Raw genomic sequence first — 22,701 nt, 5'->3', positions numbered from 1 at the left:
CCGGCGAACGGGGCGCCCTCAGACCAGCGAAGCGAACGATTGGAGCGTTGCGAGTCAGCGAAGGGGCGCCATGGATGCGGGCGTGGGGGGTTAGGGCAGGGATGACGGCTGGAGTTCCCGAGGTGGGCAGGTCGGGCGCGACGCGCACCTTCAACGGCCCAGCCGCTCCACCAGGAAATCCACGAACACCCGGACCCGCGCCGGCATGGTCGAGCCGCCGACGAAGACCGCGTGGATGGGCTCCAGGTCGCCCGGATTCCAGGCTTCCAGCAGCGGCACCAGGGCGCCGCTGCGCAGGTCCTCGGCCACGCTGAATTCACCGATGCGGGCGATGCCGGCGCCTTCACGGGCCAGCAGGGCCAGGGCCTCGCCACTGTTGCACTCGATGTTGCCGCCGATCTTCAGGGCGAAGGCCTGGCCGTCGCGGACGAAGGGCCAGTCGGGCAGGGCGCGGCGGAAGTTGAATCTCAGGCAGTTGTGCTCGAGCAGGTCTTCCGGCACCTGGGGTGTGCCATGGCGGGCAAGATAGGCGGGCGAGGCCACCACCACCTGCCCGGTGACGCCGATGGGGCGGGCGCTGAGGGGGCTGTCGGCCAAGTGGCCGAAGCGGATCGCCACGTCGGCCTGGCCGGCGAGGATGTCCACCACCTCATCGCCCAGCGCCAGGTCCACGACGATATCCGGATAGCGGGCGCTGAAGGCCGCCACCAGCGGCACCAGAGTCATGCGGCCATGACCGAGGGCGGCGCTGACCCTCAGCCGTCCCCTGGGCACGCCCTGGTCGGCGATGGCGTCTTCCACCTCGGCCAGGTCCGCGAGGATGCGCCGCGCCGCGCGCAGATAGGCCTCGCCCTCGGCCGTGAGCGTGATGGCCCGGGTGGTGCGCAACAGCAGTCGCGTGCCGAGGCGCTGCTCGGTGCGGGCGATGGAGCGACTCACCGCCGAAGGCGTCAGGCGCAGGGCTCTGGCGGCAGCAGACAGGCTACCGGCCTCCACCACCTGGGCGAACACCGCCATCTCTCCCGAGCGACCATTCAGATCCACTTGTGACTCCAGGGCAAAGCTGCATGCCAAAACCGCCGTCTACCGGCGCTTGAAGCGGGAGCTTAGCATTCACGGCATAGATAAGGAGCCCTTCCCATGCGTATCAATCCACCCCTGCTGGCCCTGGCCACCGGTGCCTTCGGCATCGGCGTCACCGAATTCGCGCCCATGGGCATGCTGCCCGGCATCGCCGCCGATCTTGGCGTCTCCATCCCGGCGGCCGGCCTCCTGATCAGCGCCTATGCCCTGGGCGTGCTGATCGGGGCGCCGCTGATGACCCTGACCACCGGCCGCATTCCGCGCCGTCATCTGCTGATCGGCCTGATGGCCATCTTCACCCTGGGCAACCTGATGTCGGCGCTCGCCACCGACTACACCAGCCTGCTGATCGCCCGGGTGGTCACCTCGCTCAACCACGGCGCCTTCTTTGGCGTCGGCGCCCTGGTGGCGGCCAGCGTGGTCGCCCCGGACAAGCGCGCCGGGGCGGTCGCCGCGATGTTCATGGGGCTGACCCTGGCCACCATCGGCGGCGTGCCCCTGGCCACCTGGTTCGGCGAATTGCTCGGCTGGCGCCAGGCCTTCTGGGGCATCGCCGGTTTCGGCCTGCTGACCATGGCCGCGCTCTGGTTCGCCCTGCCCAACGTGGCCCTGCCGCCGAGCGACGGCGTGCTGGCCGAGATCCGCGTGCTGGGTCGTCCGCCGGTGCTGGCCGCCCTCGGGCTGACCGTGGTCGGTTCCGGCGCCATGTTCACCGTCTTCACCTATATCGCGCCCATCCTCGCCCGCGAGACCCATGGCTCCACGGCCTTCATCACCGCCATGCTGGTGCTGTTCGGCGTCGGCCTGACCCTGGGCAATCTCTGGGGCGGCAAGGCCGCGGACAAATCCATCGACCGTACCCTGATCGCCTCCCTGGGCGTGCTCATCGTGGTGCTGCTGGCCTTCAGCGTGCTGATGCGCTGGCCGCTGGCGGCCGCCGTGGCCATCCTCGTCTGGGGCATCGCCAGCTTCGCCCTGGTGCCGCCGCTGCAGATGCGCGTGATGGAAGCCGCCAAGGACGCGCCCAACCTGGCCTCGGCGGTCAATATCGGCGCCTTCAACCTGGGCAATGCCCTCGGCGCGGCCCTGGGCGGCGCGGTGATCGACGCCGGCCTCGGCTATCCGGCGATCTCCCTGGCCGGCGCCGGCATGGCCGCCCTGGGCCTGGCGATGGCCCTGGCCCTGGCCTGGCGCGGTCGGGCCAGCGCTGCGGCGGTGGCCGGCTAGGGACGCGGCGGCGTCACTCGGCGAAGGGGCGGGGCGTATCGCCGCCCCGATCCACCGCGAAGGCGTTGAGGGTCATGGCGACCAGGCTGTAGTAGCCATAGACGCCCACCAGTTCGACCATTCCCGCTTCACCGAACAGCGCTACCCCCTGGCGATAGAGATCCTCGGGAATCCGCCGAGTAGCGTAGAGCGCCACGCCGACGGCATGGACACAGGTCTCCGCGGGCGTTTCGAAGGCCGGCACGGTGCCTTGCCGGAGCGCCTCGATCACGGCCTCCGCCAGGCCCGCCTGCCGGGCGATGGGCTCATGGATCTGCCACTCCGCCTGGGAGCGCCACCAGGCCGCGGTGGTGAGGATCGCCAGCTCCGTGAGACGCACGTCCAGCCGGGTGCCATAGCGGCAGAAGGCGCCCAGCCGCTGGGCGTGATCGGCCAGCGCCGGACTGTGCACCCAGGCCAGGAAGGGGCCGTCGAGATTGCCCCTTGGGCCGCGCTGGATGTCGTCCAGCACCCCGCTGCTGCTCGAGCGTCGTGTTCTGGTCGGACAGGGGCGTCAGGCGTGACGAGATGGGCATGGTGATAACTCTCAGCGGGCAGTGTGCAGGGAGACGCCTATCCAATCTCACCCCAGGCTCCTGGGGCAAGAGCGCGGCGCTGCCTGGCCAAGGGTCGCAATCGGACTGGCACCGCCCCTGCCGCTCTGGTCACAATCGGGTCTGACCTTTTCCAGGGAGTCTTGGCGATGGACCGGACCTGCACGACCTTCTACCTCGAAATGACCTCCTCGGCCGAGTTGCGCGAGAAGCCACAGCGGCCCGACCTGCAGATCGTCGAGTGCGAGGTGCCGCAACCCGAACTCAACCGCTTTCTCTATGCCCTGGTCGGCCAGGCCTGGGACTGGAGCGATCTCAGCGGCTGGAGCGATGCCCAGTGGCGCGAACTGGTGGAGCAAGAGGGGCACCGCACCTGGGTCGCCTATCACCGTGGCGCCATCGCCGGTTACTACGAGCTGTACCGCCCGGATGGCCGCAACGTCGAGATCCGCTACTTCGGCTTGGCCAATGCCTTCATGGGGCTCGGCTTCGGCGGTCCGCTGCTGAGTCACGCCCTCCGCTGCGCCTGGGACTGGGCGGGCACCGAGCGCGTCTGGGTGCACACCTGCACCCTGGATCATCCGGCGGCCCTGGCCAACTACCAGGCACGCGGGCTGCGGATCTACCAGGAAGAAACGACCCCGCTCTAGGCCAGGGCCCTAGCGCCCGGCAGGGGCGCTGGGCAGTTTTTCGACGAATTGCGCCAGCTCCGCCGCATAAAGCCTGGCCAGCCCGGTGGTACCGTGTCCGCGCGTGTCAGCGCTGCCCGGAATCAGCAGGTAGCGGGCACTGGGCACCTGCTTGAGCGCCGCCTGCATGACGCCGGTTTCCGGTGGATTGCGCTCGTCGTCCGCGGCGTTGATGGCCAGCACCGGCACCTTGATCCTGCCCAGCCCCGGCTCGGCGTTGTAGTCGGCCGAGGACTGCCACTGGTAGATGAAATCATTGGCGTCGACGGCGACCGAGGCCGCCAGGCGCTTGTCGACCAGCGCATCGGCCTGGGCATGGGTGCCGGCGATCTCCTGGTAGTTCAGGGTGCCGCCACTGGTGGCGAATTCGAACATGGTCTTGGCCAGGCGCAGCGACGGCGGCTGGGTCTGGTAATTGCCCTGGTTCCAGGCCGGGTCCTGCTTGATGGATTCCACCAGCATGCGCCTCATGATCCAGTTGCGGCCGGCCATCTCCGTCGGCTGCGCCGCCATGGGCACCAGGCCATCGGCGAAGCCGGGGTGCAGGCCGCCCCACAGCCAGGTCTGCATGCCGCCCATCGAATTGCCGATGATCAGCCGCAGGTGCTCTATCCCCAATCCCTGGGTGAGCAGCAGGTACTGCGCCTGCACCATGTCGGCGTAGTTGTAAGGGGGAAAGGCGGCGCGCAGGCCATCCGACGGCTTGGTCGAGCTACCGGTGCCGATCGCATCCGGAATCACGATAAAGAACTTGGTTGCATCCAGCGGCTGGCCCGGACCGAACAACTGGCCGCCGACATCCTTGCTCAGCATCGCCGCCGCCTGCTGGCCGGTACCGTGCAGCACCAGGACTACGGGGTTGCCGCGCTTGCCCAGCGTCAGGTAGTGCAGGCGGAAGTTGTCGAGTGTCTGGCCGGTATGGAAGGTGAAGCGCGGCACCACGAAGTCGCCTGCGACCGGCTTGGGTGGCTCGTCCGCCTTTACGCTCAGGGTGGTCAGCAGCAACAGGAAGGTCATGGCCGAGTACAGGGTGGCCGTGGCGCGTCGCACGGTGAAAATGCTGTTCATTGAGGCCTTTCCGTTTCTTATTAGAATGATGAATCGAAATGTATAAGTCCTAACCGCGCAGCTGACAACTCAGGCGCTTGACCACCGCGGCAGTCGTCCAGCCGCGGCTGCTTGCCCCTTTCCGGCCGCTCCAACGACTGCCCACGTCCTCGTCATCCTTCTGATCTTCCGATCGCAGGCAGGCACCCTCTCGTTTCCGCTGCTGAATCGGTGCGCCGAGGGCCAGGCACGCGTTCGTGGTGAAACGGCTCTGTTGAGGGCTGGACGGGTAAGGGCTCTCGTCAGCCCTGGCCGCGAACGACAGCTGTTGGCGAGCGAAACGCTGGAACGCTGGCACCAGCGGTCGAGTCGTAAAAGCAATACCACCTGGAGAACACTTGGCTCTATGCAAGCCCTTAAAAGTCAACTGGCGGCGCTGGACCCGCCCATCAAGCACGAGATCCAATCCCAGGGTGACAACCTGCTGATCACCCTTATCGACCCCGCCCGGCCGGCGCGGGTGTCGCGTACCCTCAACCAGACCCTGGTGCGCAACACGGCGCTGCTCTACGAGGTGATCCGCGACGCCATCAATGAATTGCGCGCCATCGGCAGCCTGCCGGCCATTACCGCGGCAGACATCTATCCGGATGACTAGCGACCGGCAGGATGCCTCTACCAGGTAGCCGGCGCCGCACCGCGTTGCGGCTGAGTTGCAAAATCAACGGCTAGGGCGACTCGACCACCGCAGGCGTCACCGCCGAACCGGCCAGGAGACCGCCATCCAGATTCAGCTCGCTGCCGGTCATGTAGGCGGCCTCGTCGGACGCCAGCAACAGCGCCACGGCCGCCACCTCCTCGGGGCGGCCAAAGCGCCGCAGCGGCGTGTCCCGTACCAGCGCCGCCATGCGTGCCGCGCGGTCCGCTCCGTCGCCCAGCATGGGCTCCCACATGGGCGTGAGAATGGCGGCGGGGTGGATCGAATTGCAGCGGATGGCGAGGCCCTGTTCCGCGCAATAGAGCGCCACCGTCTTGCTGTGGTTGCGCACGGCGGCCTTGGACGAGGCATAGGCCGCCGCACCGGGAATACCCACCAGCCCGGAGCGCGACGAAATATTGATGATGGACCCGGCCCCGGCCAGACGCATGGCGCGGATGCCATGCTTGCAGCCGAGAAAGACGCCATCCAGGTTGGTGCGATGCACCGCGTGCCAGTCTTCGAGCCGGGCGTGTTCGGGATCATGGGCGACCATGCCATGCTCGAAGCCGGTGATTCCCGCGTTGTTCACCAGCACATCCAGCCGCCCGCGATCAGTAAGAAGCTGCCCGATCACCCGCTGCCAGTCGGCCTCCAGGCGCACATCCAGGGGCAGATAGCAGGCGCTGTCGCCGAGCTCGGCCGCGACGGTATGGCCGAGCTCGGCGTTGAGGTCGGTGACATAGACGAAGGCGCCTTCCGCCACGAAGGCCCGGGCGATGGCGGCGCCTATGCCCTGGGCCGCGCCGGTGACCAGGGCGATCTTGCCCTTGAGTTTGGCTGCCATGCGAGTACACCCCTCCAGATCGTGACCAGCCTCCGAAGGTAGTCCAGGCGGTCGGGTCAGGGGGCCAGCATCACGCCCGGGCGCTGACCCCGCTGGTGGTCTCGCCGGCCTTCTTCAGGGCTTCGGTATAGGCGGCGTAGGCCGTCGTCAGAGCTTCGCTGGCGGCGGCGACATTGGCCTGGGCAGCTTCACGGGCAGCCTGGCTGGCCTCCTGCTCGGCCTTGCTGCCGCCCTTGCTCTGGGCCTCCACGGCGCGTAATTGCTTTTGCGCCAGCTCCAGTTGCCGCTTGGCCATGTCGATGGCCTTCTGCAGGGTATCCAGGGTCTTGTTGCCGGTGCTGCCCTTCTCGCTGGCGGGGGCGGCGTCGGCTTCGGCCTTATCCTTGATCTGGTTCAGCGAATTGGGCTTGCCGATGCCCTTGGGCTTCTTGGCTTGCTCGACCTTGGCCGCCTCTTCCTCGGCGGTGGGCTTGGCAGTCGCGCCACCCAGCCTGAGCGTGGGCGCGCGCAAGATGCCATGGCCGATGCCATTCACCGACAGCGTGCTGGACATCGCGGACTCCTTGAAAGGTACATCCCAAGGATAGCGGCCGCAGGAGGCGAAAATTGAGCGAGCGGGGCAGGGCGGACCCCATCCCCTGCCGGAGAGGGCGGGGATGGACCCCGCTGATCCAGGTCTACTGGCTAATGACGGCGTGGTTGGAAAAGCCGCTCTGGGTCAGGTTGATGGCATTGCCCGCGGTGTTCTGGGTCAGGTTGGCCGTGTGCTGATAGCCGCTCTGACTGGCGGTGATGCTGGAGGCATTGCCCGTGACGTAGGCGGTCAGCGCCAGATCGTTGCCCTGCTGATCGACCTTCAGCTGGCCGTCGTTGCCCAGGGCATAGGCGTTGATGCCATTGCCGTCGCCAGTGGACGCCAAGTCCAACTGGTTGCCCTCGCCCGAGACGATGGCGGTGGCGCCATTGCCGTTACCGGTCTGCGCCAGGGTCAGCTGGTTGCCTGTGCCATAGACGTTGACGTCCGCATGGTTGAGATCACCGCGCTGGGCGATGTCGACTTTACTGGGCTGCGAGCTGCCACTGGAATGCCGGACCCGGGCGTCGTTGCCATTGCCCTGCTGTACCACCTGGGTCTCCAACCGCTCACCGCCCTGCTTGAGGCCGATGTAGTTGTCGTTGCCGTTCTGCGTGATGAGGGTGGTCGAGTCCTCGCCGTTCTGGCTCGCCCAGACCTCGTTGCGCAGACCGAAACTGGTCACCTGCAGGTCCTGGCGATCACCGTGCTGAGCCAGATCGAGCTTGCCGTTGAGGCCATCCTGACGCACCGTCAGGGTGTTCTGGCCCGCGGCATAGCTGCCCTGCTCGATATCGATCCGGTGATAGCCACCGTCCTGATGGACAGAGGTGTCCTGTCGCAGACCGCTCTGCCGCACCACCGTCTCGTTGCCGCTGCCCGGTCCCTGATCGACCTGCACCCGGTCATAGCCGCCATCGCGCTGCTCGATATCCACCAGGCGCTGCGAACCCCAGACCTGATTGACCTCGACCGCGCTCCTGGCATTGGTCTGCAGCACCCGCACGCTGTCATCGGCATCGTTCTGCTGGGTGACCTGGGCGTTCAGAAAGCTGCCGCTCTGCTGGATATCCGCCTTGTTGCGCGCCGACAGCTCGCTGCCCTGGTTCAGATTCACCACGTTGAAGCCGCCGTTCTGCTGGACATTGGCCGTATTGGACTCGGCCCAGACGGCACCGGTGTTGGCCAGCAGCAACGCGACCATGAGGGAGCGGGAGGTGTGCATGGGGACGGTCCTTGTGAGGGCTGGGAGAGCCCTGCGCGTGAGCGTTCGATTGGAGGCAGGGGATAGGTGAGGCGCTGAGGAATAATCTGATTAGTGAGGCTGAAGGCGCAATCGGTCGAAGGAGCGATGCTGATCCTTGCGTGAACGACCTTGCGTTGAGTGCGTAAGCCTGGAGGCTTTGAGAGAGAAACGTATGTCTTATGGGGTGCCAGCGAACAGCCCCTCGCGACCACCCAAGCGGTCGTGAGGGGCTACGACTTAATCCACCGCCTTGACCATCTCCTCGATGACCTTCTTGGCATCGCCAAAGACCATCAGGGTCTTGTCCAGGTAGAAGAGTTCGTTGTCGAGACCCGCGTAGCCGCTGGCCATGGATCTCTTGTTGACGATGATCGTCTTGGCCTTGAAGGCTTCGAGGATGGGCATGCCGGCGATGGGCGATTTGGGGTCGTTCTTGGCCGCCGGGTTGACCACATCGTTGGCGCCGAGCACCAGCACCACGTCGGCCTGGCCGAATTCGGAGTTGATGTCGTCCATCTCGAACACCTGGTCGTAGGGCACCTCGGCCTCGGCCAGCAGCACGTTCATATGGCCGGGCATGCGACCCGCCACCGGGTGGATGGCGTATTTCACCGTCACGCCGTTGTGCACCAGTTTTTCGGTCAGCTCCTTGAGGGCGTGCTGGGCGCGGGCCACGGCCAGGCCGTAGCCGGGGACGATGATGACGCTGTCGGCGTTGCCGAGCAGGAAGGCAGCGTCGTCCGCCGAGCCGGATTTGACCGGGCGCTGCTCCCCGCTGCCGCCACTGGCCGCCGCTTCCGTCGCCCCGCCGAAGCCGCCGAGGATGACGTTGAAGAAGGAGCGGTTCATCGCCTTGCACATGATGTAGGAGAGGATGGCACCGCTCGAACCCACCAGCGAACCGGCGATGATCAGCATGGAGTTGTTGAGCGAGAAACCGATGCCGGCGGCGGCCCAGCCGGAGTAGCTGTTGAGCATGGAGACCACCACCGGCATGTCGGCGCCGCCGATGGGGATGATGATCAGCACGCCGATGACGAAGGCCAGGGCCACCAGCACGGCGAAGGCGCCAAGGTTGCCGCTGAAGGTGAAGACCAGGCCCAGGGCGAGGATGGCCAGGCCGATCACCAGGTTGAGCGGGTGCTGGCCGGCGAAGCGCACCGGGGCGCCCTGGAACAGGCGGAACTTGTATTTGCCGGAGAGCTTGCCGAAGGCGATCACCGAACCGGAAAAGGTGATGGCGCCGATGGCCGCGCCGAGGAACAGCTCCAGGCGATTGCCGGCGGGGATCGGCTGGCCAAAGCTGGCGACGATGCCCAGGGATTGCGGCTCGACCACCGCGGCGATGGCGATGAACACCGCGGCCAGGCCGATCATGCTGTGCATGAAGGCCACCAGCTCGGGCATCTTGGTCATTTCCACGCGCTTGGCCATGTAGGCGCCGGCGCTGCCGCCCACCAGCAGGCCGACGATGACGTAGCCAATGCCCTGTACCGCCAGTTCGCTGCCGAGCTTGTGGATCAGCGCCAGGGTGGTGAGCACGGCGAGGGTCATGCCGGCCATGCCGAAGGCGTTGCCGCGGCGCGAGGTGGTGGGATGGGAGAGGCCCTTGAGCGCCTGGATGAAGCACACCGAGGCGATCAGGTAGAGCAGGGTGATGAGGTTCATGCTCATGTCAGCGCTGCTCCGCCGGGGCCTTGGGGGCCTTCTTCTTGAACATCTCCAGCATGCGGCGGGTGACCAGGAAGCCGCCGAAGACGTTGACCGCCGCCAGGGCCACGGCCAGGGTGCCCATGGTCTTGCCCAGCGGGGTCACGGTGAGGGCGGCGGCGAGCATGGCGCCAACGATGACGATGGCGGAGATGGCGTTGGTCACCGCCATCAGCGGGGTGTGCAGCGCGGGGGTGACGTTCCAGACCACGTGGTAGCCGACATAGATGGCCAGCACGAAGATGATCAGGTTGTAGAGACCGTCGGAAATCAAATCCATGGGGGCAGTCCTTTATATAGGCGGAGGGCGGGCGCTCAGGCGTTCTTGCGGCGCAATTCGCCGCCGTGGCACATCAGGCAGGCGGCGACGATGTCGTCGGCCAGGTCGAGGTGGAAGGCCCCGTCCTTGAGCACCAGCTTGAGAAAGTCCAGCAGGTTGCGGGCATAGAGCGCGGAGGCGTCCGCCGGCACCCGGGCGGCCAGGTTGCCGTAGCCCACCAGGGTGACGCCGTGCCTGACCACCACCTGATCCAGTTCGGTGAGCGGGCAGTTGCCGCCCTGGCTGGCAGCCAGGTCGATGACTACCGAGCCCGGCTTCATCTCGGCCACGGTGGCCGCGTGCAGCAGGGTGGGGGCGCGGCGACCGGGGATCAGCGCGGTGGTGATGACGATGTCGGCCTGCCTGGCGCGCTCGTGCACCGCCTTGGCCTGGCGCGCCATCCAGCTGGCCGGCATGGGCCGGGCATAGCCACCGACGCCTTCGGCGCACTGGCGTTCTTCCTCGGTCTCGAAGGGCACGTCGACGAACTTGGCGCCGAGGGATTCGATCTGCTCCTTGACCGCCGGACGCACGTCCGAGGCCTCGATCACCGCGCCGAGGCGCTTGGCGGTGGCGATGGCCTGCAGGCCAGCCACCCCGGCGCCGAGGATCAGCACCCGCGCAGCCTTCACCGTACCGGCGGCGGTCATCAGCATGGGCATGAAGCGCGGATAGTGGTCGGCCGCCAGCATCACCGCCTTGTAGCCGGCGATGTTGGCCTGGGAGGAAAGCACGTCCAGGCTCTGGGCGCGGGAGGTGCGCGGCGCCGCCTCCAGGGCGAAGGCGGTGAGGCCCCGGGCATTGAGCTGGACCAGGGTCTCCTGGGCGAAGGGATTGAGCATGCCGATCAGCACGGCGCCGGGCTTCATCAGCGCCCGCTCGGCGGCATCGGGCGCCGCCACCTTGAGCACCAGGTCGGCGCCCAGGGCCGCGGCGGCATCACCGAGTTGGGCACCGCTGGCGGCATAGGCCGCGTCGGGCACGCTGGCGCGTTCGCCGGCGCCCTGTTGCACCACCACCTGGTGGCCCTGGCCGATCAGTTTCTTGAGGGTCTCGGGGGTCGCGGCCACGCGCGTTTCCCCCGCACCGGTTTCCATCGGGATGCCGATCAGCACGGGTGTCACTCCTTTTTATTCGAGCCGCCACAATGGGACCTGGGGCAGCGGGATGGCTGTCCGGAAACGACGGAGAGCTTTTGGAAAAGCGACAGGCACGCCCTGGGGCGGCCTGTTCGAGGCTCAGTTCACGCCAGGTGCACGGGGCAGGGCGGCGAACCAGTCCAGGGCGCGATCCCAGAGGGGCTGGGCGCTGCCGCGGAAATAACCCATGTGGCCGATGGCGCCGCCGTGCTGGCGGGGGTCGAGGTCTTCGCGCTGGAGGTCGACGTTGCGATAGGCCTGCATGAAGGCATCGCGCGAACGCGGCGTGGCCCAGAGATCGTCCAGGGCGTTTACCGCGACGATGGGCGTGCGCACTTCCGCGTAGCCGACTTCGATGCCCCGCATGGCCGGATCGTCGAAGAAATAGTGGGGATAGCTGCACCAGTGGCGCCACTGGCGATAGACGTCGCGCGGCAGGTCTTCGCCCAGGCCCAGGGCGCTCCAGGGGCAGTAGCCTTTCCACCACGTCATGACCGGCAAGACCAGTTTCCACATGGTCAGGACCTTGAGTCTTTCCAGCGGCGGCATGTAGCCGTACCAGCCGGCGCTGGTGCCGAAGACGTAGAAGCCGGCCACCTTGGCGTGGTTGGGCAGGAGGCCGAAGGCATGGCCGCCATAGGAGTGGCCGACCAGGTAGAGGGGGACGTCGCCCCGGGCCATGGTGTCCACGGCGGCGGCGAGGTCCTGGCGTGCCCAGTCCAGCAGGTCCATGCGAAAGCCCTTGAGCGACGCCGGCGCCGAGCGGCCGACGCCGCGATAGTCCAGGGTCAGCGTCTCGAAGCCGCGGGCCGCGGCGTGCTGGGCGAAACGCCGGTAGAAGCCCTGGGGCACGGCGGTGGCGCCGGCGACGATCAGCCGTCCCTGCAGCGGCCCCTGGGCGGGAAAGCGACTGGTGCTGAGGCGATAACCGTCCGCGGTGATCAATTCCTCGACGAGGGCGTCGCTGGGCATGGGGTGGTCCCTATGACAGTTGTTATAATGCCTGGACGGTAGATTATGACGACTGTCATAGCAAGGAGAATGGATGACCGAGCAGTCGACGGTACGGGAACGGGTGGTGGTGGCGGCGTCGGCCATGCTGGCGCAGCACGGCCTCAACGCCACCAGCATCCGCGAGACCATCAAGCGCGCCCGAGGCGCCGCTGGGGTCCACCTATCATCACTTTCCCGGCGGCAAGCATCAGCTGGTGGTGGAGGCGGTGGAGCTGGCCGGCGCCCAGGTCAGTCGCGACCTGGAGCGGCAGCTGCAGGCTGGGGCGCTGGCGGGCATCCAGGGCTTTTTGCGGCTCTGGCGCGACATCCTGCTGGACTCGGACTTCCGCGTCGGCTGCCCGGTGATGGCGGTGGCGGTGGAAGAACCGGTGGACGAGATCGCCCAACGCGAGCTGGATGCGGCGGCGGGCATCTATCGCCGCTGGGAAGCGCGCTTGCAGGTGGCGCTGGTCGAGCATGGCCATGCGGAGCAGGCGGCCACGGGGTTGGCCACCTTGCTGGTGGCGGCGGTGCAGGGGGTGATCCCGCTGTGCCGCGCCCAGCGCAGCATCGAACCCTTCGACCGGGTGGCCGAACGTCTGGTGGCGCTGATCTGACGGGAACGCCACCGGGGCCGGCGGACTCCACCGAGGGTGCCTCTAAGATCGGAGTACCCCATGAATCCCGAACCCGCCGACGACAAGCAGACCCCCCACGACTACGACGAATACGGCGACGTGCCGGATTCGGCGAACACCACCACCACCGAAGAGCGCGAGGACCAGGACGACAGTCCCTTGAGTCCGAAGCGCTAGCGGGTTGGGTGCCCGGCACGTGGACAAGGCTGCGCCGTTGTTCACCCTACGGGAGCTCGCTCTCGCCAAACTACGGCAGATGGGTAGGGTGGAAAACCGCGAAGCGTTTTCCACGTACGGGTGATCCCATCGCTAACGTCGATACCATCCCCTCTCCCTCCGGGAGAGGGCTGGGGTGAGGGCGCCTTCCTGCTCCTCCGCCTCACTCCCTCATGTCAATGCCCGATCCAGATGCAGGTAGCCGCCGTCGACACTCAGCCACTGGCCGGTGGTATGGCTGGAGCGTGGCGACAGCAGGAAGGCCACGGTGTCGGCGATCTCCTCCGGGGTGGTCATGCGGCGGCCGAGGGGAATGCGCGCGGTGATGGCGGCGAGCTTGGCGGCCGGGTCGGGAAAGCCCTGTAGCCAGCGTTCGTAGAGCGGCGTCATCACCTCGGCGGGGATCACCGCGTTGACACGGATGCCGTCGTCCAGCAGCGAGGCGGCCCACTCCCGGGTCAGGGCCAGGACGCCGCCCTTGGCCGCGGTGTAGCCGCTGGTGTCGCCCTGGCCGGAGAGGGCGGTCTTGGAGGCGATGTTGACGATGGCGCCGGTGCTGGCGCGCAGCGCCGGCAGGCAGAGGTGCGCCAGGTGGTAGTAGTGCACCAGGTTGCGCTCCAGGGAGGCGACGAAGGCCGCCCGACCGGCGCTGAGACTCACGCCATCGTTGACCCCGGCGTTGTTGACCAGTCCATCGATGCGCCCATGGGCGTCCTGCACCGCGGCCACGGTCCGCTCGCAGGCGGCTTCGTCGCACAGCTCCACCGTGAAGGCCCGCGCCCTGGGCTGACGTTCGGCCAGTTGCGCAGCGAAGTCGGCCGCCAGCGGCTCGCGGGCGAGAATCACCGGGATGGCGCCCTCGGCGGCCAGGGCCAGGGAGATGGCGGCGCCGATGCCGGAGCTACCGCCGGTGACCAGGAACACCTTGTCGGTCAGCTGCAGGTTCATGCCACGGCCTCCCGTGGCTGGGTGCCCAAGCCATAGAGGCGGGCCGCGTTGCCGCCAAAGACCGCCCCGCGCTCGCTGGGCGTGAGATCCAGCAGCGCCTGTTCGGCCAGGTCGATCACCTCGGCGTAACTGGCGGCGAGGGTACAGACCGGCCAGTCGGAGCCGAACAGCAGCCGCTCCGGCCCAAAGGCCTCCAAGGCGATCCGCGCATAGGGCAGCAACTGCTCCGCCTGCCAGCCGTGCCAGTCGGCCTCGGTGACCAGCCCGGACAGCTTGCAATGCACATGGGGCAGCCGTGCCAGGGGCGCCAGTAGGCGGGCGTAGTCGGCGGGGGCGACCCGGCCCGGCGGCTTGCCCAGGTGGTCCAGCACCAGCACGCCATGGTCATGGCGGGCGGCGAAGGCGGTGGCGGCGGGCAGGGTCTCGGCGTGGATCAGCAGTTCATAGAGATAGCCATGCCGCTGCAGGGTGGCGACGCCCCGGTTGGCGGCGGCATCGGCCAGCCAGGCGCCGGGATCGGCCTCGTCCTGCACCGGATGGCGAAAGCCGCGCAGGTGACGACTGCCCTGGCGCCGTTCCAGGCGTGCCACCAGGTCGGCGGCGCGCAGGTCGGTCCAGCCGACCACCGCCTGTACCCAGGGCGTCCGGGCGGCGAGGTCGAGCAGAAAATCCGTCTCTTCTTCCAGGGTGCGCGCCTGGACGGCGATGCAGCCGTCGAAGCCGGCGCGCTGCAGGTGCGGCTGCAGATCGGCGGGCAGATGGTCGCGCTGCAGCCCGGCCATGCGCCCGTCGATCCAGCCGAACTCGGCCGGGCGGTAGCGCCAGAAGTGCTGGTGGGCATCCAGGCGCAGACTCATGACGGCTGCTCCTCGGCATGGCGATAGCGCGCCCGGGAGGCGGCCTTGATGGCGATGGAGAAACCCGGCGCCTGGGGTGCCAGGTAGGCGGCGCCGCGCACCTGGCAGGGGTCCTCGAAGTGTTCGTGGAGATGGTCGACGTATTCCACCACCCGGCCCTCGTGGGTGCCGGCGACGCAGAGGTAGTCGATCATCGCCAGGTGCTGCACGTATTCGCAGAGGCCCACGCCGCCGGCATGGGGGCAGACCGGCAGGTCGTACTTGGCGGCCATCAGCTGCACCGCCAGCACCTCGTTGAGGCCGCCCAGGCGGCAGGCGTCGAGCTGCACCACGTCCAGGCCGCCGCGCATGATGAATTGCTTGAAGAGGATGCGGTTCTGGCACATCTCGCCGGTGGCGACCTTGACCGGCGCCACTGCCTCGCGGATGGCGCGATGGCCCTCCACGTCGTCGGGGCTGGTGGGCTCTTCGATGAACCAGGGCTTGGCGAAGGCCAGTTCGCGCACCCAGTCGATGGCCTCGCCGACTTCCCACACCTGGTTGGCGTCGATCATCAGGTGGCGCTCGGGGCCGATCACCTCGCGGGCGATGCGCACCCGGCGGATGTCGTCGGCAAGGTCGCGGCCGACCTTGAGCTTGATATGGGAGAAGCCGGCGTCGATGGCCTCCTGGCAGAGGCGGCGCAGCTTGTCGTCGGGATAGCCGAGCCAGCCGGCCGAGGTGGTGTAGCAGGGATAGCCCTCGGCTTCGAGGCGCCGCAGCCGTTCGGCCTTGCCCTCGGCGCGCTGGCGCAGCAGGGCCAGGGCCTCTTCGGGAGTGATGCAATCGGTGAGATAGCGGAAGTCGATGCAGCGCACCAGTTCCTCGGGACTCATCTCCGCCACCAGGCGCCAGACCGGCTTGCCCACGGCGCGCGCCCAGAGGTCCCAGGCGGCGTTGACCACCGCGCCGGTGGCCAGGTGGATGGCGCCCTTGTCCGGGCCGATCCAGCGCAGCTGGCTGTCGCCGGTGATGTGGCGCCAGAAGCGGCCCGGGTCTTCCTGGATCCACTCCAGGGTCAGGCCGCGCACCCGCGGCTCCAGGGCGCGCAGGGCGGCGCAGCAGATCTCGTTGCCGCGACCGATGGTGAAAGTGAGGCCGTGACCCTCCAGGCCCGGCTGGTCGGTCTGCAGGATGACGTAGGCGGCGGAGTAGTCCGGATCGGGGTTCATGGCATCGGAACCATCCAGCGCCTGGCTGGTGGGGAAGCGGATGTCTTCGATCTGCAGGCCGGTAATTGTTGTTGGCATGGCGCTGTCCTCGAGGGGTTTTCGCGGGCTGAGCGAGCCCGGCCCCGCGCCCGCTCGATGAAAGCGGGCACGGGGGGCTGATAGGCAGGGGTAGGGCTGTCGGGCCTAGTCGGCGGCGACGGTGCGCTGGTGCTGCTCGCCCAGGCCCTGGATGCCCAGGCGCATTTCCTGGCCGGGCTTGAGGTACACCGACTGCGGCTTGACGCCCATGCCCACGCCCGGCGGGGTGCCGGTAGAGATGACGTCACCCGGCTGCAGGCTCATGCAGCGGCTGAGGTAGGCGATGATCTGCGCCACGCTGAAGATCATGGTGCGGGTATTGCCGTTCTGGTAGCGGTGGCCGTCCACCTCCAGCCAGAGGTCGAGATTCTGCGGATCGGCCACCTCGTCGGTGGTGACCAGCCAGGGGCCGAGCGGACCGAAGGTGTCGAAGCCCTTGCCCTTGTCCCAGGTGCCGCCGCGTTCGAGTTGCCATTCACGCTCGGAGACGTCGTTGACCACGCAATAGCCGGCCACATGGTCCAGGGCATTGGCCTCGTCGATGTAGCGCCCGGCCTTGCCGATCACCACGCCCAGCTCCACTTCCCAGTCGGTCTTGGTCGAGTCGCGGGGGATCTGCACCGCGTCGTTGGGACCGCAGATGGCGCTGGTCCACTTGTTGAACACCACCGGCTCCTTGGGCACGTCCAGGCCGGATTCGGCGGCATGGTCGGCATAGTTGAGGCCGATGCAGATGAACTTGCCGACCCGGCCCACGCAGGGGCCCAGGCGCGGGGTGCCATCCACCAGGGGCAGACTGTTTGGGTCCAGTTGGCGCAAGCGGGCCAGGGAGTCGGCGCCGAGCGCCTCGCCGGCGAGGTCGGCCACCTGGCCGGAGAGATCGCGAAGCCGGCCCTGGGCATCCAGCAGACCGGGTTTTTCCTGGCCCTGGGGGCCGTAGCGCAAGAGTTTCATCGGAGCTCCTATGAGGGGAAAAGGGTTGCGGACGAAAAACGGCGTCAGACGCTCCAGCCACCATCGATCACCTGGGCGGTCCCGGTGACGAAGGCGGCGGCGTCGGAGGCAAGATACAGGGCGAGGGCGGCGATCTCCTCCGGGCGACCGACGCGACCCATCGGCTGGCGGGCGGCGAAGGCGGCTTGCACCTCGGCTTCGCTGCGGCCTTCACGGGCGGCCTGGTCGGCGATGCGCTGGTGCAGCGAGGGGGAATCCACGGTGCCGGGGCAGATGGCGTTGCAGCGGATGCCCTGGCCGACATAGTCGGCGGCCACCGACTTGGTCAGGCCGATCACCGCCGCCTTGCTGGCGCCATAGGCGCAGCGATTGGCCACGCCCTTGAGGCTGGAGGCGATCGAAGCCATGTTGATGATGCAGCCGCCGCCCTGGGCCAGCATGCCGGGCAGCACGGCGCGGATCATCCGGTACATGGCGGTGGCATTGAGTTCGAAGGAGAAGCGCCAGGCCTCTTCGTCGCAATCGAGGATGCTGCCGGCGTGGACGTAGCCGGCGCAGTTGAACAAGACGTCGAAGCTGCCCAGCTCGGCGACCAGGGCGGTCACGGCGGCCGCGTCGGTGACGTCGAGCACCCGTGTCTGCAGCCCTTCGAGGCTGTCCAGGGCGGCGGCATTGATGTCGGTGGCGATGACCTCGGCACCGGCGCGATGGAAGGCGAGGGCGGTGGCCCGGCCGATCCCCTGGCCGGCGGCGGTGACCAGGACGCGTTTGCCTGCGTGACTCATGCGGAGACCTCTTGGCTGATTATTGTTGTGGAGTTGCCTGACCGCCAGCGGTCAATGGTCAGGCCATTGGTCCTATTGTTTAGACCCTGCTAGGCTCTCAGGCAAGGATTTTTTCGCGGCAGACTACGCGACCTGCATGAGACGAGACCGCCATGCCCCTTCAGGTGATTGAAAAACCACGGCTTTACCGGCAGATCGCCGACCAGTTGCGCGCCCTCATCGACGGCGGCGAATACCCGCCGGGCAGTTGCCTGCCCGCCGAGCGCGAACTAGCCAAGCAGCTGGGGGTGAGTCGCGCTTCGGTGCGCGAAGCGCTGATCGCCCTGGAGGTGATCGGCCTGGTGGACGTGCGCGTCGGCGACGGCGTACGGGTCTGCGCGCCCATTGCCCCGCCGCCACCGGACACCCCGGTGCTGGAACTGGCCGGGCGCGGCCAGTGGGCCGAGATGGATCCGGAGCTGAGCCTGGCGCTGGATCTGGACGCCGAGATCCCGCCCTTCGCCCTGCTGCAGGCGCGTCGCCTGGTGGAACCGGAAGCTGCCGCCCTGGCCGCCCGGCACGCCAGCGCCAGCGAACTGGCCGGCATCCGCGCCGCCTATGTTCGCAACGTCGAGGACAATCGCCTGGGCTCCACCACCCATCCCGGCGACCGGCTGTTCCATATCCGCATCGCCCAGGCCAGCGGCAATCCGGCCTATGCGCTGCTGCTGCGCCATCTGCTCGGCCATCGCTACGGCAGCATGTTCCAGCTCCTGCAGCGCCGCTACACCCCTGAGGACATGCCCGACCGCTCCCAGCAGGAGCACCTCGCCATCCTCGAAGCCCTGGAAACCCACGACCCCGACGCCGCCCGCCAGGCCATGGCCGCGCACCTGGATGCGGTGACCCGCATCTTCGCGCGGCCGGCGTTGGAGTGAGGGATGACTGGGGTGAGGGTGGCTGGCACTGTTGGGCTTCGCTGTGCTCAGCGCCAACCTACGGGGGCTCGGTGATGCGTGGACAAGGCTGCGCCGTTGTCCACGCTACGAAATGGCCCCAACCTCTGCTCGGAACCGCCCCTTCTTCCTCCGGGAGAGGGTTGGGGTGAGGGCAAGCCCCGCGACGATGGCATGGGCAGGCAACACCGTAGCGTGGAAAACCGCGCAGCGTTTTCCACGCGAATCCTGCGCGCGACACCCCTCTGTACGGCTCCTTAGCCACCTGGCTGTGGCTGTTCCTATCGCCTGCCGACCACGGACAATCGGCTCTTTGCCCCCAGGAGTCCGCCGCCATGTCCCTCGTTTTCCATCAGGTCGATGTCTTCGCCCAGCGCCCCCTGGAGGGCAATGCCCTGGCGGTGGTCTGTGGCGCCGATGCGCTTTCTACCGAGCAGATGGCTGCCCTGGCGCGCTGGACCAATCTGTCGGAGACCACCTTTCTCCTGCAGCCGACCGATCCAGCGGCGGACTACCGGGTGCGCATCTTCACTCCGGTCCGCGAGCTGCCCTTTGCCGGCCATCCGACCCTCGGCAGCTGCCATGTCTGGTTGCGTGAAGGCGGACGACCCAAGGGCGGCGAGGTGATCCAGGAATGCGACGCCGGCCTGGTGTCGATCCGCGCCGCCGGAGAGGAGCTGGCCTTTGCCGCGCCGCCGCTGTTGCGAGGCGGCGCGGTCGAGGCCGAGGTACTAGCACGCATCGCCCGCGGCACCGGCCTTTCGCCCGAACGCATCCAGGCCAGCCAGTGGGCCGACAACGGTCCCGGCTGGGTCGCGGCGCTCGTGGAAAGTCGTGAGGAGTTGCTGGCGATCCGCCCGGACTATGCTGCCCTGGAAGGCCTCAACGTCGGCTTGATCGCACCCTGGACAGGCCATGGCGCGGAGGCGCAGTTCGAGGTGCGCGCCCTGATGGGCGAGGAGTTCGCCGAAGATCCGGTTACCGGCAGCCTCAACGCCAGCCTGGCGCAGTGGCTGATCCCGGCGGGCCTGGCACCGGAGCGCTACCTGGCCAGCCAGGGCACGGCGCTGGGCCGGCGCGGCCGGGTACGGGTAGCCCGTATCGCCGACCGCATCTGGGTGGGTGGCGCGGTGCAGGACTGCATCCGCGGCGCCCTTGCCCTCTAGGCGCTGATCAGAGCCCGACCGAGCGGCCCTTGAAGCCGGCGGCATCGAAGTAGCGGGTGTCGCCGACGTTCTGGGTCTTGAGTTCGGTGACCAGCCCGCCCGCCGCCGGCGCGGAACGCTGCACCTGGTGGCTGGCCTTGACCGGCTTGCCGCCCTCCAGACTCTCGCCGATCACCCGGCCGACCAGTTGCCCCTTGGCCGGGATCTCCAGGTGCAGCAGGTGGGCCAGGGTCTGGCCGACGTCGGCGTTGCTGACCGGACTCAGGTCGACGAAGCCCTTGCGGAAGTCCGGGCCGATCGCCGCCATGAAGTTGTGGGTGTCGCCGCGGCTGAAGCTGCCGTGCATGCCCTGGCCCTGCTGCAGCCCGGTGTCGGCCACTTCCACGGCGCAGACGTCGGGTTTGCCGCAGCCGCTGTCATAGGAGCGGAAGTTGACCACGATGGCCGGATAGGGGGTGAGCGCCGAGCCCTTGAGGTTGATCGCCGAGAGCGGCAGGGTGCCGGGGATCTTGCCCAGGTCGTCGTCGACGAACAGGCCGCTGACGTAATCCTGCTTGAGCAGCGCGGCGACCACCTTGGGTGCCAGGGCCTTGGCATCACCCTGGGGCAGATAGACGAGGTCCGAACCGCCGTTGGCCGCCACCACCATCTCCGGCTTGGCCGCGTCGGGACCGATCAGGCCATTGGCCTTGCTCGGGTGCTGGCCCTTGTCCATCGCCACCGGGGCGTCCTTGGCGTCCGGATCGAGCAGCGGTAATTTCAGCGCGGCGGCGAGATCCAGGGCGAGGAAGCCGGGCGGCAGCTGCCCCTTGGGCACGTCGGGGTAGCTGGCCTTGGCCGCCGGACTGGTCTTGCTCTCCTTGGAAATGGTGGAGAAGCCGTGGTCGGCGCTGACGAAGATGTCGGTGTTGCCGTCCAGGCCCAGCTCCTTCAGCCGGGCGCGCAGGGCACCGAGGTTGGCGTCGACGTTGCGGATGGCGGCCAGGCTGGTGGGGCCGTTGATGCCCGGGGTGACCTTGCCCAGGCTGTCGCCCTGGTTGTGCTGGGTGCCGTCGGGATCGCGCGACCAGAACACCAGCACGAAGGGCTTGCCGCTTTCCTTGAAGCGCGGCAGCAGCACCTGGTTGGTGACCTCGAGGAAGTAGCGCTGCTGCTCGACGTTGGCGCTCAGGGTGCCCGGTGTGGTGGCGTTGCCGGCCTTGCCGTTGGCGCCCCGGCTCGGGGCTTCCAGCGGCAGACCGGCCTGTTTCAGGGCGTCCTGCATGGCCGCGCTCAGGGGAATGCCGGTGGGATGGCCGGTAGAGTCGTCGACGATCACCGTCTTCTCGCCGTCGCGGGCGGTCACGTCCTGGATGGCCACCGGGCCGAGCTTGCCGACGGCGGCGGTGGACAGGCCGGCCTGGCGCGCGGCGGCGAGCAGGGTTTCCTCGTCCAGGTAGTTGCCGGCGAAGTGCTCGTCGACGTCGCCCAGCACCTCGTCGTTTTCCAGGAAGGGCGTGACGCTGTTGTTCGCCCCTGAAACCGGGAAACCGGTGTAGATCGTGTTACTGAAATCCCCGGTGTCGCCCAGGTAGTGCCCGGTGGCCAGGGCCGAGGCATTGGGCGTGGTGAAGGTCGGAAACAGCGAGTGGCTGTTCTGGAAATTCACGCCCTCGCGCCGCAGCTGGGCCAGGTTCGGCGCGGTCTGGGCATCGACGATGTTGGCGCGCAGGCCATCGGGAATGAAGAGGATGACGTTGCGCGCCGGTTCCGCGGCCATGACGGCCGAACTGGCGAGGAGGGCGAGACTGCAGGCACGGGCGAGACGGGTAGGAAGGAACGCCATGGAAGACTCTCTGCGCAGGTGGAAAGACAGCAGAGATGTAACAAGAGATTGCTGCAGTTTTATGATGACAACGCCATGACAGGGGGCGGCATCCTTTGTGCAACGCCTGGATCCCCGTCCAAGGAGCTGCCCATGGCCCACGCCTTCGAAAGTACCGTCGCCGCTGCCCGTCACCTTGACCTGGATACCCCGGCCATCCGCCAGGCCCGCATCGATCTCGCCGCCTGTTTTCGCATGGCCGCCCGCCTGGGCCTGGGCGAGGGGATCTGCAATCACTTTTCCTTCGTGGTGCCCGGCCACGACGATCTGTTCCTGGTCAATCCCTATGGCCTGGCCTTCGCCGAGGTCACGGCTTGCTCGCTGCTGATCTGCGACTTCGTGGGTGGTGTGGTCGTGGGGGAGGGCGCGCCCGAGGCCACCGCCTTCCATATCCATGCCCAGCTGCACCGGCTCAATCCCCAGGCGCGGGCGGCCTTCCACACCCATATGCCCCATGCCACGGCGCTCTGCCTGCTGGAGGGCGACCCCTTCGTCTGGGCCGGGCAGACCGCGCTGAAGTTCCATGATCGCCTGAGCGTGGACGAGGACTACAACGGCCTGGCGCTGGACGCGGCCGAAGGCGAACGCATCGCCCGGGCGGCGGGTGACGCGGCGGTGGTCATGCTGAAGAATCACGGACCGCTGGTGCTGGGGCCGAGCATCGCCGAGGCCTGGGACGATCTCTACTACCTGGAGCGCGCCGCCGAGGTGCAACTCAAGGCCATGGCCAGCGGCCGGCCGCTGAAGCCAGTGGCACCGGCCATCGCGCACGCCGCCTGCCAGCAGCTGCTGCAGGGCAACGCCGACAGCGCACGGCTGCATCTGGAAAGCGTGAAGCGCCAGCTGCTGCGGCTGGAGCCGGATTATCGGGACTGAAAGGGACGA

At 67.9% G+C, this 22,701-nt stretch carries 24 protein-coding genes; 8 read left to right on the top strand and 16 right to left on the bottom strand.

Features of this window, described 5'->3' with window-relative positions; all coding sequences use genetic code 11:
* Nucleotides 1-150: 150 nt before the first annotated feature.
* Nucleotides 151-1,044, bottom strand: coding sequence for a LysR family transcriptional regulator (locus QE393_RS16050; RefSeq protein ID WP_310044625.1), 894 nt, complete (start codon nt 1,042-1,044; stop codon nt 151-153).
* Between the two features lie 96 nt (nt 1,045-1,140).
* On the opposite strand from QE393_RS16050, the gene QE393_RS16045 reads away from it, so the two are divergent.
* Nucleotides 1,141-2,310: an MFS transporter gene (locus QE393_RS16045; protein ID WP_310044621.1), complete on the top strand. Its 1,170-nt coding sequence runs from the start codon at nt 1,141-1,143 to the stop codon at nt 2,308-2,310.
* 13 nt (nt 2,311-2,323) lie between these two features.
* Here QE393_RS16045 and QE393_RS16040 read toward each other — a convergent pair whose 3' ends face one another.
* Nucleotides 2,324-2,821: a carboxymuconolactone decarboxylase family protein gene (locus QE393_RS16040; RefSeq protein WP_310044620.1), complete on the bottom strand. Its 498-nt coding sequence runs from the start codon at nt 2,819-2,821 to the stop codon at nt 2,324-2,326.
* 231 nt (nt 2,822-3,052) lie between these two features.
* On the opposite strand from QE393_RS16040, the gene QE393_RS16035 reads away from it, so the two are divergent.
* Nucleotides 3,053-3,553, top strand: a complete 501-nt coding sequence (locus QE393_RS16035; protein ID WP_310044617.1) for a GNAT family N-acetyltransferase — start codon at nt 3,053-3,055, stop codon at nt 3,551-3,553.
* A 9-nt stretch (nt 3,554-3,562) separates the two neighbouring features.
* On the opposite strand, the gene QE393_RS16030 is transcribed toward QE393_RS16035, so the two are convergent.
* Nucleotides 3,563-4,660, bottom strand: a complete 1,098-nt coding sequence (locus tag QE393_RS16030) for an alpha/beta fold hydrolase (protein ID WP_310044615.1) — start codon at nt 4,658-4,660, stop codon at nt 3,563-3,565.
* 385 nt (nt 4,661-5,045) lie between these two features.
* Here QE393_RS16030 and QE393_RS16025 point away from each other — a divergent pair, with 385 nt between their 5' ends.
* Nucleotides 5,046-5,297 carry a hypothetical protein gene (locus QE393_RS16025; RefSeq protein WP_310044613.1) on the top strand — a complete coding sequence of 84 codons (252 nt, stop codon included), beginning with the start codon at nt 5,046-5,048 and terminating at the stop codon, nt 5,295-5,297.
* A 70-nt stretch (nt 5,298-5,367) separates the two neighbouring features.
* Here QE393_RS16025 and QE393_RS16020 read toward each other — a convergent pair whose 3' ends face one another.
* From QE393_RS16020 to QE393_RS15990, 7 genes are all read right to left on the bottom strand, one after another.
* Entirely contained in the window at nt 5,368-6,183 is an 816-nt protein-coding gene (locus QE393_RS16020) for an SDR family oxidoreductase (RefSeq protein ID WP_310044610.1), read from the bottom strand.
* Between the two features lie 70 nt (nt 6,184-6,253).
* On the bottom strand, nt 6,254-6,736 hold the full coding sequence (locus QE393_RS16015) for a hypothetical protein (RefSeq protein WP_310044608.1): 483 nt from the start codon (nt 6,734-6,736) through the stop codon (nt 6,254-6,256).
* A gap of 124 nt (nt 6,737-6,860) precedes the next feature.
* The gene (locus QE393_RS16010; RefSeq protein ID WP_273806626.1) at nt 6,861-7,982 is read right to left on the bottom strand and encodes a hypothetical protein; all 1,122 of its coding nucleotides are present in this window, start codon (nt 7,980-7,982) and stop codon (nt 6,861-6,863) included.
* A 258-nt stretch (nt 7,983-8,240) separates the two neighbouring features.
* Nucleotides 8,241-9,677 carry an NAD(P)(+) transhydrogenase (Re/Si-specific) subunit beta gene (locus QE393_RS16005; RefSeq protein ID WP_310044607.1) on the bottom strand — a complete coding sequence of 479 codons (1,437 nt, stop codon included), beginning with the start codon at nt 9,675-9,677 and terminating at the stop codon, nt 8,241-8,243.
* 1 nt (nt 9,678) lies between these two features.
* Nucleotides 9,679-9,993, bottom strand: coding sequence for an NAD(P) transhydrogenase subunit alpha (locus QE393_RS16000; RefSeq protein ID WP_133861386.1), 315 nt, complete (start codon nt 9,991-9,993; stop codon nt 9,679-9,681).
* Nucleotides 9,994-10,028: 35 nt separating this feature from the next.
* Nucleotides 10,029-11,147 (bottom strand): Re/Si-specific NAD(P)(+) transhydrogenase subunit alpha, encoded by a 1,119-nt coding sequence (locus QE393_RS15995; RefSeq protein ID WP_310044605.1) that lies wholly within the window; start codon nt 11,145-11,147, stop codon nt 10,029-10,031.
* Nucleotides 11,148-11,270: 123 nt separating this feature from the next.
* Nucleotides 11,271-12,143 carry an alpha/beta fold hydrolase gene (locus QE393_RS15990; protein WP_310044603.1) on the bottom strand — a complete coding sequence of 291 codons (873 nt, stop codon included), beginning with the start codon at nt 12,141-12,143 and terminating at the stop codon, nt 11,271-11,273.
* Between the two features lie 236 nt (nt 12,144-12,379).
* Between QE393_RS15990 and QE393_RS15985 the strand changes: the two genes are divergently transcribed.
* Both QE393_RS15985 and QE393_RS15980 read left to right on the top strand, forming a co-directional pair.
* Nucleotides 12,380-12,781: a TetR family transcriptional regulator C-terminal domain-containing protein gene (locus QE393_RS15985; RefSeq protein WP_310044601.1), complete on the top strand. Its 402-nt coding sequence runs from the start codon at nt 12,380-12,382 to the stop codon at nt 12,779-12,781.
* Between the two features lie 60 nt (nt 12,782-12,841).
* Entirely contained in the window at nt 12,842-12,979 is a 138-nt protein-coding gene (locus QE393_RS15980) for a hypothetical protein (RefSeq protein ID WP_167348568.1), read from the top strand.
* Between the two features lie 210 nt (nt 12,980-13,189).
* Here the strand turns inward: QE393_RS15980 and QE393_RS15975 are convergent, their stop codons facing one another.
* The 5 genes from QE393_RS15975 to QE393_RS15955 all read right to left on the bottom strand — a co-directional run bounded on the left by QE393_RS15975 (nt 13,190) and on the right by QE393_RS15955 (nt 17,851).
* A complete protein-coding gene (locus QE393_RS15975; RefSeq protein ID WP_310044600.1) occupies nt 13,190-13,966 on the bottom strand; it encodes an SDR family oxidoreductase in 777 nt (258 codons plus the stop codon).
* Nucleotides 13,963-14,823 (bottom strand): amidohydrolase, encoded by an 861-nt coding sequence (locus tag QE393_RS15970; RefSeq protein WP_273806620.1) that lies wholly within the window; start codon nt 14,821-14,823, stop codon nt 13,963-13,965. The genes QE393_RS15975 and QE393_RS15970 overlap by 4 nt, the downstream gene beginning before the upstream one ends.
* A complete protein-coding gene (locus QE393_RS15965) occupies nt 14,820-16,112 on the bottom strand; it encodes an L-fuconate dehydratase (RefSeq protein WP_310044599.1) in 1,293 nt (430 codons plus the stop codon). The genes QE393_RS15970 and QE393_RS15965 overlap by 4 nt, the downstream gene beginning before the upstream one ends.
* A 105-nt stretch (nt 16,113-16,217) precedes the next feature.
* On the bottom strand, nt 16,218-17,066 hold the full coding sequence (locus tag QE393_RS15960; protein WP_310044598.1) for an ureidoglycolate lyase: 849 nt from the start codon (nt 17,064-17,066) through the stop codon (nt 16,218-16,220).
* A gap of 44 nt (nt 17,067-17,110) precedes the next feature.
* Nucleotides 17,111-17,851 carry an SDR family oxidoreductase gene (locus tag QE393_RS15955; RefSeq protein ID WP_133861378.1) on the bottom strand — a complete coding sequence of 247 codons (741 nt, stop codon included), beginning with the start codon at nt 17,849-17,851 and terminating at the stop codon, nt 17,111-17,113.
* 152 nt (nt 17,852-18,003) lie between these two features.
* On the opposite strand from QE393_RS15955, the gene QE393_RS15950 reads away from it, so the two are divergent.
* Nucleotides 18,004-18,768, top strand: a complete 765-nt coding sequence (locus tag QE393_RS15950; protein ID WP_310044597.1) for a FadR/GntR family transcriptional regulator — start codon at nt 18,004-18,006, stop codon at nt 18,766-18,768.
* Between the two features lie 353 nt (nt 18,769-19,121).
* Complete coding sequence (locus QE393_RS15945) at nt 19,122-19,952, top strand: PhzF family phenazine biosynthesis protein (protein WP_310044595.1); 831 nt, start codon at nt 19,122-19,124, stop codon at nt 19,950-19,952.
* Nucleotides 19,953-19,959: 7 nt separating this feature from the next.
* Here the strand turns inward: QE393_RS15945 and QE393_RS15940 are convergent, their stop codons facing one another.
* Nucleotides 19,960-21,777, bottom strand: a complete 1,818-nt coding sequence (locus tag QE393_RS15940) for an alkaline phosphatase family protein (protein WP_310044593.1) — start codon at nt 21,775-21,777, stop codon at nt 19,960-19,962.
* A gap of 132 nt (nt 21,778-21,909) precedes the next feature.
* Between QE393_RS15940 and QE393_RS15935 the strand changes: the two genes are divergently transcribed.
* Nucleotides 21,910-22,692: an aldolase gene (locus QE393_RS15935; protein WP_310044591.1), complete on the top strand. Its 783-nt coding sequence runs from the start codon at nt 21,910-21,912 to the stop codon at nt 22,690-22,692.
* Nucleotides 22,693-22,701 lie beyond the last annotated feature (9 nt).

Source organism: Pseudomonas sp. SORGH_AS_0211 (assembly GCF_031453455.1).
Taxonomy (GTDB): domain Bacteria; phylum Pseudomonadota; class Gammaproteobacteria; order Pseudomonadales; family Pseudomonadaceae; genus Chryseomonas; species Chryseomonas aestiva.
This window is presented reverse-complemented; position numbering and strand designations above follow the sequence as displayed.

Excerpts from the sequence above, each read along its gene's own strand:
- QE393_RS15940 (WP_310044593.1), bottom strand. The coding sequence starts at position 21,777 with ATGGCGTTCCTTCCTACCCGTCTCGCCCGTGCCTGCAGTCTCGCCCTC.
- QE393_RS16010 (WP_273806626.1), bottom strand. The coding sequence starts at position 7,982 with ATGCACACCTCCCGCTCCCTCATGGTCGCGTTGCTGCTGGCCAACACC.
- QE393_RS16030 (WP_310044615.1), bottom strand. The coding sequence starts at position 4,660 with ATGAACAGCATTTTCACCGTGCGACGCGCCACGGCCACCCTGTACTCG.
- QE393_RS15980 (WP_167348568.1), top strand. The coding sequence starts at position 12,842 with ATGAATCCCGAACCCGCCGACGACAAGCAGACCCCCCACGACTACGAC.
- QE393_RS16045 (WP_310044621.1), top strand. The coding sequence starts at position 1,141 with ATGCGTATCAATCCACCCCTGCTGGCCCTGGCCACCGGTGCCTTCGGC.
- QE393_RS15955 (WP_133861378.1), bottom strand. The coding sequence starts at position 17,851 with ATGAGTCACGCAGGCAAACGCGTCCTGGTCACCGCCGCCGGCCAGGGG.
- QE393_RS15960 (WP_310044598.1), bottom strand. The coding sequence starts at position 17,066 with ATGAAACTCTTGCGCTACGGCCCCCAGGGCCAGGAAAAACCCGGTCTG.
- QE393_RS15965 (WP_310044599.1), bottom strand. The coding sequence starts at position 16,112 with ATGCCAACAACAATTACCGGCCTGCAGATCGAAGACATCCGCTTCCCC.
- QE393_RS15970 (WP_273806620.1), bottom strand. The coding sequence starts at position 14,823 with ATGAGTCTGCGCCTGGATGCCCACCAGCACTTCTGGCGCTACCGCCCG.
- QE393_RS16000 (WP_133861386.1), bottom strand. The coding sequence starts at position 9,993 with ATGGATTTGATTTCCGACGGTCTCTACAACCTGATCATCTTCGTGCTG.
- QE393_RS16005 (WP_310044607.1), bottom strand. The coding sequence starts at position 9,677 with ATGAGCATGAACCTCATCACCCTGCTCTACCTGATCGCCTCGGTGTGC.
- QE393_RS16015 (WP_310044608.1), bottom strand. The coding sequence starts at position 6,736 with ATGTCCAGCACGCTGTCGGTGAATGGCATCGGCCATGGCATCTTGCGC.
- QE393_RS15990 (WP_310044603.1), bottom strand. The coding sequence starts at position 12,143 with ATGCCCAGCGACGCCCTCGTCGAGGAATTGATCACCGCGGACGGTTAT.
- QE393_RS15950 (WP_310044597.1), top strand. The coding sequence starts at position 18,004 with ATGCCCCTTCAGGTGATTGAAAAACCACGGCTTTACCGGCAGATCGCC.
- QE393_RS16035 (WP_310044617.1), top strand. The coding sequence starts at position 3,053 with ATGGACCGGACCTGCACGACCTTCTACCTCGAAATGACCTCCTCGGCC.
- QE393_RS16025 (WP_310044613.1), top strand. The coding sequence starts at position 5,046 with ATGCAAGCCCTTAAAAGTCAACTGGCGGCGCTGGACCCGCCCATCAAG.
- QE393_RS15975 (WP_310044600.1), bottom strand. The coding sequence starts at position 13,966 with ATGAACCTGCAGCTGACCGACAAGGTGTTCCTGGTCACCGGCGGTAGC.
- QE393_RS15935 (WP_310044591.1), top strand. The coding sequence starts at position 21,910 with ATGGCCCACGCCTTCGAAAGTACCGTCGCCGCTGCCCGTCACCTTGAC.
- QE393_RS16020 (WP_310044610.1), bottom strand. The coding sequence starts at position 6,183 with ATGGCAGCCAAACTCAAGGGCAAGATCGCCCTGGTCACCGGCGCGGCC.
- QE393_RS15945 (WP_310044595.1), top strand. The coding sequence starts at position 19,122 with ATGTCCCTCGTTTTCCATCAGGTCGATGTCTTCGCCCAGCGCCCCCTG.